At 60.6% G+C, this 11027-nt stretch carries 9 protein-coding genes; 5 read left to right on the top strand and 4 right to left on the bottom strand.

The window, feature by feature from the left end:
• Positions 1 to 607: 607 nt before the first annotated feature.
• The 4 genes from P3T18_RS30905 to P3T18_RS30890 form a co-directional block, all read right to left on the bottom strand.
• Complete coding sequence (locus P3T18_RS30905) at positions 608 to 1522, bottom strand: beta-1,6-N-acetylglucosaminyltransferase (RefSeq protein ID WP_429303752.1); 915 nt, start codon at positions 1520 to 1522, stop codon at positions 608 to 610.
• A gap of 126 nt (positions 1523 to 1648) precedes the next feature.
• Positions 1649 to 2380 carry a carboxypeptidase regulatory-like domain-containing protein gene (locus P3T18_RS30900; protein WP_429303751.1) on the bottom strand — a complete coding sequence of 244 codons (732 nt, stop codon included), beginning with the start codon at positions 2378 to 2380 and terminating at the stop codon, positions 1649 to 1651.
• Between the two features lie 22 nt (positions 2381 to 2402).
• Positions 2403 to 4778 carry a YjbH domain-containing protein gene (locus P3T18_RS30895; RefSeq protein WP_429303750.1) on the bottom strand — a complete coding sequence of 792 codons (2376 nt, stop codon included), beginning with the start codon at positions 4776 to 4778 and terminating at the stop codon, positions 2403 to 2405.
• 22 nt (positions 4779 to 4800) lie between these two features.
• Positions 4801 to 6180 carry an undecaprenyl-phosphate glucose phosphotransferase gene (locus tag P3T18_RS30890; RefSeq protein WP_429303768.1) on the bottom strand — a complete coding sequence of 460 codons (1380 nt, stop codon included), beginning with the start codon at positions 6178 to 6180 and terminating at the stop codon, positions 4801 to 4803.
• 841 nt (positions 6181 to 7021) lie between these two features.
• Between P3T18_RS30890 and P3T18_RS30885 the strand changes: the two genes are divergently transcribed.
• The 5 genes from P3T18_RS30885 (at position 7022) to P3T18_RS30865 (ending at position 11020) form a co-directional block, all read left to right on the top strand.
• Positions 7022 to 7690: a GntR family transcriptional regulator gene (locus P3T18_RS30885; protein WP_429303749.1), complete on the top strand. Its 669-nt coding sequence runs from the start codon at positions 7022 to 7024 to the stop codon at positions 7688 to 7690.
• Positions 7691 to 7798: 108 nt separating this feature from the next.
• The gene (locus P3T18_RS30880; RefSeq protein ID WP_429303748.1) at positions 7799 to 8410 is read left to right on the top strand and encodes a TetR/AcrR family transcriptional regulator; all 612 of its coding nucleotides are present in this window, start codon (positions 7799 to 7801) and stop codon (positions 8408 to 8410) included.
• Positions 8411 to 8497: 87 nt separating this feature from the next.
• Complete coding sequence (locus tag P3T18_RS30875) at positions 8498 to 9727, top strand: YbfB/YjiJ family MFS transporter (protein WP_429303747.1); 1230 nt, start codon at positions 8498 to 8500, stop codon at positions 9725 to 9727.
• Positions 9728 to 9892: 165 nt separating this feature from the next.
• Positions 9893 to 10048: a DUF3309 family protein gene (locus P3T18_RS30870; protein WP_429303746.1), complete on the top strand. Its 156-nt coding sequence runs from the start codon at positions 9893 to 9895 to the stop codon at positions 10046 to 10048.
• 171 nt (positions 10049 to 10219) lie between these two features.
• Positions 10220 to 11020 carry an SDR family oxidoreductase gene (locus P3T18_RS30865; protein WP_429303745.1) on the top strand — a complete coding sequence of 267 codons (801 nt, stop codon included), beginning with the start codon at positions 10220 to 10222 and terminating at the stop codon, positions 11018 to 11020.
• Positions 11021 to 11027: the final 7 nt, after the last annotated feature.

The raw sequence follows: 11027 nt of genomic DNA, 5'->3' as shown, positions 1-11027 counted from the left end.
CGGCCAGACAGGCGCCCGTCACGAGGCCTACGTAGCCACTACCGATGATCGTCAGGTTCATGTATTACACCTCGGAAAATGGTTGATTCGGAAAAAAGTCCAATGCCTTGCGATATAGCGTGTTCTATTCCGAATGAGGATCGCTTTCAACGCGTAGAAAAAGCTATCGTGACCACAATGTCAAAGCGAGGCCGCCAGCGGTTTAGACACGATCATCTCTCTCGGGCTAAAAATTCTGCCGACCGCTCACCGCAGACATATGGAAATGGCATAAGAAGTGCTACGATCTTTGCGCCGCACCATTGTTTTGTACTGCAAACAGAATCCACCCGGAGAATTCATGAAAGAGGTTGTTATCTCTGCTGCAGTTATGCTTGCTCTAGTTCTGCTGTTATGGGTTCCAATGTTTCGCGCGCATCTAGCTCGGCGTGCTCAAAAGCGGCGCGCCTTTAAGGCCGGACTCGCGGCATATGAACAGGACTTAGGCGGTAACCCATACAATTCGCAAACGCTGAGACGGAGGTGGGATGCCGGCTACGAAAAAGCGAAGCGCATGCGTCCTGCTAGTCGAAGCAAGTAACGAAGGTGGTATTTCCCTGCGTAGCAGTCATTGACAGATATTGCTCAAGCTTAAGTTTTTCATATCAAGCTCCGCCAGCACATTGGCCGATGCCTCGCCAAACTTTCGGGCAAAGAATACGGGGCGCATTGCGCCATAGCCGTCTTCAAGCACGCAAGCCTCTTTCAAATCCTCGAGATGAATATCCGATATTTCAGACGGATAAGGCGGCGGCCCTTTTTGCCAATCGGCGTAGTGCAGGTTAGGACGGCAACTCGCGCTTAATCCGCAGAAATGAATCACCGACTGGAAGAAGAATTCGTCCGGAATCTTCGCTCGCTTGCAAAATTCCACATACTCAGGATGTTCATCGACGTAGCAAAGTATTGACTCAACGGTTTTCCGTGTCAGGGCAAACCATTGTGAACCAGCACGGAAATCCGTGAGCGCAGTTCCCTCGGGTAACCGTCTACGCAGCTTTGTCACTCGATACAGAAGCTCGAACAGCCGATTTTTGTAGCGCAGCAATGAGGCGTGAAATCCTGTACATCTTTCGCTGCCGCGTTCGTCAAACGGCACAAGCAAACGGTCGATCGACTTGCCGAGCCGACCGAATTCAGTCATGTTGATACAGTCCTCTCTGTGTCCAGACAGGAATTCGATTAACTCGCTTACCGGACGGACAGGATAGTCGACTCCGCTAAGCAATAAAAAGTAGTCATGGTCGGGATTAGCGACCGCTGTGCGCATCAACGACAAAGTTGCTTGCACTTGTGAAAAGCCGCCCCACTTCACGTCGATCCTTTCACTAGCGAACACAGCTCGATGCTGCAGCGATGGAAGGCTTGCGACTTTCGCATCGACGTGAATATAGCGCTCCGAATGCGGCCATTCGATCGCGCCTAGCAGGCGATCTAGAAAGTCAAATCGGTGATGCGCAATAATCATGAAAGCCAGATTCAAGACGCGTCCTTCAATGATGAGGTTGCCATTTGCCGAAGAAAAGCCAGCGTTTCGGCGTCCGTTCCGCCTTAATCATGGTTCGCGAAGTCACGCGCATCACTAGAAGCATGCGCGTGCTCAGCAGATTTATTTCGTGACCGTTCCGGAGCCACCCGTGCCGCCAGTGCCACCGGTCGAACCATTGCTACCGCTGGAAATCGGGGATGCCGCTCCTGCCGCCAGCGCAGCAGCCGCCAGCGCCGGTGCCGGTTGCCCGTCGCTCGTAATTGCCCCTGCGGCCAGCAACGTCTCCAGATCCGCATCCGCCCCAGCCGTCCCCGGCGTAAACGACACCGTCAAAAACGACGACGACGACAGCGTGATGCCATACGTCTTCTGAATCAGCGTCACCACGGCAGCCTGCGCATTGGCAACGACCGTGCTGCTAGCCAGCGCGTTCTGATAATTCGGGTTCGACGAGATGCCCGACAGCAAGCCGCTCACCGTCGTGCCGAGTTGGCCGGCGAGGTAGCTCAACAGCAATTCCGTCAGCGGCGTGACGTTGTACGTGCCAGCACCTGCCGCAAACGAGTGAACCGTCACGCCGCCACCGGATGCAGTGATCGCGCAAGGACCGTCGAACTGGAAGGTCGCCTTATACGCGCCGTTGGCGTCCGCCGTCGCGCTGCCCGCGCCGTTCTTGCAGGTCAGCGTCACGCTCGCATTGGCCAGTGCCGCGCCTTTCGCAGCCGTGCCGCTCACGGTCGCACCCGGCGCGCTGCCGCTACCGCCTCCGCCGCAGGCAACCAGCGCGCTGGTTGCAAGGACCACTGTTCCGAACTGCAGTGTGCGCAGCTTGGCGCCGTTAAGAAGCTTCATCGCTCATCTCCAAAGAAAGTCATCAACAATTGACCGGCACCAATGCCTGTCCGTCGCCTACACCCTGCAAGCCCTTTCCGCAGACGCCGTGTGAAAGCGCGGCGCCCGTCGAGACGGCAGGCACGCTCACTTGCGGCTTCGGTTCCGATTGCTCGTCAGCGGGCCGGCCATAACGCAGATACGCGTCGCGCATCCGGTAAAGCTGCGTGGAGAAGTACTCCCCGCTAAAGCGGCCCTGATTCAACAAGTACTGTTGTGTGCTATACGGAAAGCTCATGCTCTCCGCGGCGTTCGCCGTCAGATAGTTGGTCGATCCCACTCGTGTGCGGAAGTCGAGCGCGAACTGCTCGGAGCCGTACACCTGGCTGATCCCCGGCTTCATGCCTTGACGCAGCGTCAACGGGAAGCTCACCGCCGCGCCGACAAACGAGCCTTGCCCGCTGTGCTCGCCGTGCACGCTCACGGAAACATCGTCGAACCAGCGCGTCAGCGTCGCCACCGGGCCCTTGTCTCCACCGACAAAGCGCGCAACGCCCGCTTCGATCCACAGCTTCCAGGCGGGCTGCACCCAGCGATACGTCAGCTGCGCATTTTTCTCGCTCGGCAGGGTGTCGTGACCGGGTTCGTGGTGCAGGTAAGCCAGGCGCAAACGGATCAGGTCGGGGCGGCCCGGCACGAAGACGGTCGTTTCGTTCTGCACGCCGACATACGAGTAATCGAACTTCCCGACCGACGCGACGTTGAACACCTGCGGCATGATCCAGAAGCTCTGCGCAAGCGCGACGGCGTTCAGGCCGCCGCGAAGACGGTAGTTGCTGAACACGCGGCCGTCGTCCATGTTCTTCGTGTTGTAGATCGGCGCGATATAGCTTGCGTAGAGCTCGGCGCCGCGCCACAGCGGCACGAATCCTTCGATGTTGGCGCCGAGCGAGACATCGAAATTGCCGTACTCGGTGCCGTACAGGTAGCTCACAATCGGTTCGATCTGGATACGCGTGAGTCCGTGCGTATGTTCGTTGCCGTGCCACGCAATCGAGTCGGCATCGAAAGTCGGACGCGACCGCATGGTGAGCGAGGCGCTTGCCGCGGTCGGTGCGCCGCCGGCCACGAATTGCGCGAACGCATCGCGGTCGACGGTCACTTCGCCCAGCGGCTCGTTGGCCTTCTTGATGACGACGTGAATCTTGTCGGTGCCGTGCGGTGCGTTGACGCTCGCCACGCCGAGTGCGATACCGAGCGCGTCGGCTTCGTTCTGGTTGTAGCGATGGTTTTCGTATTCGACAACGAGGTCGCGTCCGCTCATCCCCACTCGTACGCGCTCGAGGCCGGCGGCGAACAGTTGTGCGGCAATCTCGTCGAGCGCGGCGGTATCGAGCGCTTCAGGAATTGCCGGCGACTGCGCTTCGGACGCCTTGGCCGCCGTCACGTCGCTCAACATGACGGACGCGTACGACTGCAGCGGCGGCACATACGTGATCGGCGCGGCGGCCAGCGAACTGTCGCTGGCGTACGTCGACGGCATATTCACGGGCCGCAGGCTGGCAAGGCGAATCGGTTCGTCATCGGCGGCATCGGCGCTTTGTGCAACCGGCACTTGCGGGCCTTCGCACAGTCCATTCGCGCAACGCGCGCTGCTAAAGCGTTTGCCCAACGGAATCTGGATGCCGACCGAAAACGAGGTCCGCGGCGACACGCCATTCGTGGAGCGCACGGCTCGCATGAACGTACCGATCACATTCGCATCGGCCAGCCAGCTGATTCGCGGCGACTGATAACGCACGCCGGCATAAGGCGTTTTCGAATCGTCTTCGGCGAGCAGCGACAAGCCGGTATTCCACAGCGAAAGCTGGGCGCCACCAAACACGCCGTCCATGCGATCGCCCTGTCCGTAACCGGCTGTCAGCGAAAGCGGGCCGAACGCTTGCGACACGACGCCGTACTTCGAGCGGAAGAAGTGCGTCTGGCCGCCGATATCGCTAATGCCGAACGCGATACTCGGTTGGTACTTGAAGAACTTCGGCACTTCGAGTTTGACGTCGCCCATCAGGTGCCGGAACAGAAAGTGATCGGCGTTGCTGAACGGCGCGTGCACGTCGGCCGGATAGTTCGCCAGTCCGCCGGACACTTCGACATAGGGCAGCAAACCTACTGCGCCCCAGTACATTTGCGCAGCGGTCGCCTTCTTGCCGTAGCGCGGGTCGATGTAGTTGTTGTACTGCGCTTCCACGGTGCCCTCGGGCAGCGCGAACGCATAAGGAATCACCAGACCGCCGGCCTGGCCGAGCGCATTGAGCGCCGGGTCGGCTGCGTGCGCCGATGCGGAAAAGACCAAAGCCGCAGCGAGTGCCAGCGCGCTCGGCGCCGTTCGGGGTTGTTGTCCGCGTAATTTCATGGCCATGTGTTTTTATTGTTTGCTGTTATCAATACGCGTTGCTATGACTCAAGCCCTTCGCGATGGTCGCCGCGACAATCCGCATGTCGAGCCCGAACGACCAGTTCCGCAGGTAATACAGATCGTGTTCGACGCGCCCTTGCATCTTCTCGATCCGGTCCGTCTCCCCTCTGAATCCGTTGATTTGCGCCCATCCGGTAATGCCGGGCTTGATCCGGTAGCGGTGGATGTAGCCGTTCACCACCTTCTGATAAAGCTCGTCGTGTTCGATCGCGTGCGGACGCGGACCGACCACCGACATATCGCCGCGCAACACGTTGATGAATTGCGGCAGCTCGTCGAGACTCGTGCGTCGCAGGAACGCGCCGACTCGCGTAATGCGCGGATCGTCGCGCGTGGCCTGCTTGATCACGCCCGCTTCGACTGCATGCAGACGCATCGATCGAAACTTGTAGATGTGGAAGATGCGGCCGTCGGCGCCTTTGCGCCTTTGCTTGAAAAACACCGGGCCACGCGACGAGAACTTCACGGCAAGCGCGATCACGACGAGTAGCGGTGCAAGCGCAAGCAGCGCGCACGCGGCAAACGCGCGATCGAAAATCTCTTTCTTCACCAGCGCGCGAGCGGACACCGGCGACGCCACCAGGTTGATGGCCGGCATGCCGATCAGGTCGATCATGCCGCTGTCGAACAGGGCGACGCTGCGCATGTCGGGCACGAAGCGCACGTTCACGAGGTCGTCGCGGAACGCGTTCACGAAGCGCGCGATGGTACGCTCTTCGGAAAGCGGCAAGGCGAGCCACAATTCGCTGACATCGTGCGAACGCACATAGGCGGCGAATTTTTCGATGTCGTCGTAGACGGGCACGCCGGAACCGGCCGCGCCAATCACCGGACGCACGTCGAACGCGGCCACTGCGCGGAAGCCACTCGTCGACGAGCCTTCGATATTGCGCACGACCTGATGGCAGTGCGAGCCGCAACCCACCACCGCGACCCGGCGCAGATTCATACCGGCATGCCGCAGCCGGCCGAGTACGGTATGCACGGCAAGTCGCGACACGATCAACGCGCCGCCGCTAAGCGCGGTCCAATAGGCGAACCAGAGACGCGAGACATAATCCGTGCGATGCAGGGAGAACATCAGCACGAGTCCGCAACCCTGGACGACCAGCCACGCCAGCGACACCTGACTCGTCAGGCGCAGCATGGCCCGTCCGCGCCACGATCCATACACCCCGAATAGCGGAAACAGAACCAGCGTGAAAGCCGTCGCAAACGCGACGAATGCCGTATCGATCCGGCTTTGCGCGATGTCTTCGAAACGCACGTGCGACGCAGCCAGCGCGCCGAGTACGACGAGCATCACGTCGAGCAGACGTGCAATCAGGCTTTGCAACCCCGGAATTGTTCTTCTCTGCTGCGCAAAATTAGCCGTATCCATTCTTCCCCCGCGCTGGTCTCTCGCGCCAAACGTTCTTGTCGAATTGCCCGGGTTCTCTCTGCCCGAACAACCCGGATCTCTCAGTACTTCAACCGCCACGCTCTTCGCGAGAACAACACCGCCCCGGCACGCGAAGAAGCGCGCAATACAATCAATCTGGAATTCGCAACCCGTGCCGTCCGATTCAACCGGACGCACTGGAAAAAGCTTTGGGGGATAAACCGGCAGGCCGCGCGCGCCCCAGTCAAACGGGCACTACGGCATCGCACAGGCGCGCCCGGATTCTGGCGGGAATCGAGGCGCTTCTGCGGATTGAGGAGACCGGCCTGATAACCCCCGACCAGGCCGGTCGTTGACGCTAAAGCTCGCTACTACTTGCTACTGTTGTTGTCAGTCTTTTGCACCGCGCAACCAATAAAGCAGCAAGCGTGCCAATTCGGCAATTCCGTTTGAAAATTTGCGCGTGCTTCTGGCAAACCCTTATCCAATGGACGTTTGCGTTTTCAGAGGGCTGACAGGGAGCGGCAAAAAATACGCGAAACGGCGCGGCGGAACACGGCCGTTACGTAACGTTGCCCGTAACGCCCTCGTTCGCCCGCGGCCGGAAAAGGTACGTTTGTGCGCTGCGACAAACGCGCTTCAGCGGAGCGTGCGCGACCTATATGCAGCGCATCAGCGGCACGCGGCGGGCACGCGAGAGCAGGCAAATGCCATGGCCGTCTTATAATGAGTCCCCATTACCCACCCTTGCGTGGCAAAGGTGGCAAAGACGCTTCCAACCCGTCGGCGAGACAGAAACACTCCCATGACCACGCTGCGCGAAAAATCCACCGACTCGGTGTATCAACAACTCCGCGCGAAAATCCTCAGCAATGAATTTCGCCCGGGCATGCAGTTGCTCGAGCGCGATCTGGTCAGTCTGTTTGGTGTGAGCCGCACGCCGGTTCGGGAAGCGCTGGTGCGTCTGCAGAAAGAAAACCTGCTGCAGATCATTCCGCGTCATGGCATCCGGGTTCGTCAGGTGTCGCTCACGGACATCGAAGAAATCTGCCAGGTGCAAACCAGTCTCGAAGCGACCGCCGCCGGCATCGCGGCCACGGCCGGATTGCGGGTCAAAGATCTCGCTCCGCTGGATCAGGCCTGCAACGCCATGGACCGGGCGCTCGCCAAAAACGACGCGCCCGCCTGGGCCCTCGGCGACGAAGCCTTCCACGCTCATTTGCTGAAACTGGGCGGCAATCCGCGGCTCGCGCAAATCGTCAACGAATGCTGGGACCAGATTCGCCGCGTGCGCGACCTGACGCTGCGTCTGGCGGCGCTCACCGAAATGCCGGCGCCGCAACACCGCGCCGTGCTGGAAGCGATTCGCGCAGCGGACGGCCCCACGGCAGAACGGCTGTGCCGCGAATACCGCGCGCGCTGCCTGCAATTCCAGATCGACACGCTGGAGCGATTCCGCATTCTCGAAGTCTGATTCCACGTCCCGAAGCTCGCGCTTGCGTTTTGTGGCGGTCGATATATAATCCGTTTCTATATCGACTGCCACAAAACCGTTCGTGGCGGCGTTGGAAAGGACATCACCATGGCAAGACCCCGCGGATTCGATGAAAACGAGGTGCTCGAAGCGGCCAGCGCGGCTTTCTGGAGCAAAGGCTACGAGGCCACCTCGACGCGCGACCTGGTTCAGTCCACGGGACTCAGCCAGCCGAGCCTGTACAACGCGTTCGGCGACAAGCGCGGTCTGTATCTGCGCGCCATGGAACACTATCTCGACCATTCGGTACGCGAACGGATTAGCCGTCTGGAAAGCACGTTGTCGCCGGAGCAAGGCGTCACGATGTTCTTTCACGAGATCATCGACCGCTCAATCGCCGATCCGCAAAAGCGCGGTTGCATGCTGGTCAACTCGGCGCTGGAAATTTCTTCGGATGACGAAGCATTTCGTCAGACGGTCGCAACAGAACTTACCGTGATTCGCGAGTTTTTCCTTCGTGGCGTATCGGCGGTACTCGGGCGCAAAAAATCCGCCACGGTTTCCGCAGACGAGGCCGCCACCAATCTGCTCGCCGTGCTGATCGGCATCCGCGTGCTCGTGCGTGTGCTGCCGGAACGCGCGGTACTGGTCGCCGCGATAGCACCCGCCTTGCAGCTACTCGGCCTGCCGCCGCTACCCGACCCAGACCCCGCCGTCTGATTCACGCGCCCACGAGGCGCCTTCACTCATTGCCAACCGACATCCGGCGACGCTGCCAACAGCACGCGCGCCGGTAAAGGAATCGTCATGTCCGCGACACCCTCAGCTTTACCCTCCACGTCGAACTCGCTCGATGCGCACGCGATCTTCGCAACCCTCGCCGGATTGTGCGGCAGCCTGGTCGCCATCGGTCTTGCGCGCTTTGCCTACACGCCGTTGATTCCTTCGCTGATTCAGGCGCACTGGTTCACGTCGTCGCAAGCGGTCACGCTCGGCGCGGCAAACTTCGCGGGCTATCTGATCGGCGCGCTGATCGGGCGTCCACTGGCTTCGGCCCTCACTAACCGCCGCGCGCTGCGCATGCTGATGGTGGTCGTCACGGCCGCTTTCTTCGCCTGCGCCTATCCGTTGTCGGTCAGCTGGTTCTTCTTCTGGCGGCTGCTGTCGGGTATCTCGGGCGGCGCCATCATGGTGCTGGTGGCCACGTCGATCCTGCCGCACATCCCGGCGCCGCGTCGCGGTTTCGTGAGCGGCATGATCTTTCTCGGACTCGGTCTCGGCATCGCCGCATCCGGCACGCTGATTCCCAGGCTGCTGCACTTCGGCTTGCAAACAGCGTGGACCGGCCTCGGCGTTCTCGCGCTCGTACTGACGGCGGTGAGCTGGTTCGGCTGGCCGTCCGCCAATCCGCCGGCGCCGGTGGTTGCGTCGCACGACGCGCACGCACACGGTCACGGCAACCTGCGCTTGCGCGTGCTCTACGGCCAATATGCAGCCAACGCGCTCGGTCTCGTGCCGGCCATGGTGTTGCTGGTGGATTACGTCGCGCGTGGTCTGGGACGCGGCGCCGCGCTCGGCGCGAACTACTGGGTGCTGTACGGGCTCGCGGCGATCGTCGGTCCGGTGATCTGCGGCAATGTCGCGGATCGCATCGGCTTCGGCCGCGCCTATCGCATCGGTCTGGTTCTGCAGGGCGTGGCCGTGGCGCTGCTCGCGTTGTCTGCGAATGCCTATGTCCTGGCGGCGGCTACCGTCATTCTTGGCATGTTCACGTGCGGTATCGTGCCGCTCGTGCTCGGCCGCGTTCATGAACTCGTGCCGCACGACCATGTGGAACAACGCGCGGCATGGAGTCGTGCCACCACGGCCTTTGCATTGTTTCAGGCAATCGGCGGCTATGGTTACTCGTATCTGTTCTCGCACACGCACAACAACTACGCGTTGATTTTCGCTTGCGGCGCAACGGCGCTGGCCTTCGCTTTTGTCGCGGACCTCGCTGTAGCGGCGGTTGCAAAGGGCCGCGCGGCAAAAGCATAAGTCTCGACACGCTATCAACCGACGTTTGGCGCCATGCATCTCCGCCTTGGGCACACGGTTTGCTCAACAGGAACATCGATACTGCCTTACGTAGACGCGCTCAACGGCGCTACATGCGTGGCGTTCGTGACAAGGCAGGTCCAATCAACCAGGCGGAGGTCATATATGTTGGGAACTATTCTTCTGATTGTGCTGATTCTTCTTTTGATCGGTGCTTTTCCGTCGTGGCCGCACAGCCGCTCGTGGGGTTATGCGCCTACCGGCGGTCTCGGTATCGTGCTGATCGTCGTGATCGTGCTCCTCGTGATGGGTGTGATATAGGCACGTCGCTCGACGCTTAACGCGTTTAACGCACGTGCTTAAGGTTTAAGGGCCGCCGGCTATCCATGCAGAATCCTGCACGGTTTCCGGCGGCCTCATCATGTCTGTACGTCGGCGATCACCCGATGGTGACGCCAGCAGAACTTCCATGAAGTCAGGCCGGAGAACACGATGAAAAAGCTGCTCGATAACCAGGTTGCCTTGATTACCGGCGCCAGTTCCGGCATCGGTTATGGCGTGGCGAAGGCGCTGGCAGAAGCGGGCGCGGCGGTCGTGCTCAATTACCACTCGCATGCGGAAGCCGCGGAACAACTCGCCGAGGAGATCACTCGTGCCGGTGGCGCCGCCATCGCGGTGCAAGCCGACGTGTCCGATCCGGCGCAAGTGAACGCCATGTTCGACGCGTGTCGCGCGCGCTTCGACACCGTGGATATCGTGGTGGCCAATTCGGGTTTGCAGAAAGACAGCGCCTTTGCAGACATGACCTTGCAAGACTGGCAAACCGTGCTCGCCACCAATCTTACCGGCCAGTTCCTCACCTCGCAGGCGGCTGTGCGCGAATTCCGGCGACGCGGTCCGCGTCCCGTGTCGAAAGCGCTCGGCAAACTCATTTGCATGAGCTCGGTTCACGAAGTGATTCCATGGGCGGGGCACGTCAACTACGCGGCGTCCAAAGGCGGCATTCAGATGTTCATGAAATCGCTCGCGCAGGAAGTCGCGCCCGAACGCATTCGCGTCAACTCGATCGCGCCCGGTGCCATCCGCACGCCGATCAACAAAGACGCGTGGGACACGGATGCCGCGCTCGAAAAGTTGCTGCGGCTGATTCCCTATGGACGCGTGGGCGAAACGGACGATATCGGCAAAGCAGCGGTCTGGCTCGCGTCCGATGAAAGCGACTACGTGGTCGGCACGACGCTGTTCGTGGACGGCGGCATGACCTTGTATCCCGGCTTCGCGGATAACGGCTGACGTGCCA

The sequence above is a fragment of the Paraburkholderia sp. GAS199 genome (genome assembly GCF_050436585.1).
Classification (GTDB): Bacteria; Pseudomonadota; Gammaproteobacteria; order Burkholderiales; family Burkholderiaceae; genus Paraburkholderia.
The sequence above is the reverse complement of the archived record's forward strand: the minus strand, read 5'-3'. Positions and strand labels throughout refer to the sequence as shown.

Excerpts from the sequence above, each read along its gene's own strand:
- P3T18_RS30895 (WP_429303750.1), bottom strand. The coding sequence starts at position 4,778 with ATGGCCATGAAATTACGCGGACAACAACCCCGAACGGCGCCGAGCGCG.
- P3T18_RS30885 (WP_429303749.1), top strand. The coding sequence starts at position 7,022 with ATGACCACGCTGCGCGAAAAATCCACCGACTCGGTGTATCAACAACTC.
- P3T18_RS30865 (WP_429303745.1), top strand. The coding sequence starts at position 10,220 with ATGAAAAAGCTGCTCGATAACCAGGTTGCCTTGATTACCGGCGCCAGT.
- P3T18_RS30875 (WP_429303747.1), top strand. The coding sequence starts at position 8,498 with ATGTCCGCGACACCCTCAGCTTTACCCTCCACGTCGAACTCGCTCGAT.
- P3T18_RS30870 (WP_429303746.1), top strand. The coding sequence starts at position 9,893 with ATGTTGGGAACTATTCTTCTGATTGTGCTGATTCTTCTTTTGATCGGT.
- P3T18_RS30880 (WP_429303748.1), top strand. The coding sequence starts at position 7,799 with ATGGCAAGACCCCGCGGATTCGATGAAAACGAGGTGCTCGAAGCGGCC.
- P3T18_RS30900 (WP_429303751.1), bottom strand. The coding sequence starts at position 2,380 with ATGAAGCTTCTTAACGGCGCCAAGCTGCGCACACTGCAGTTCGGAACA.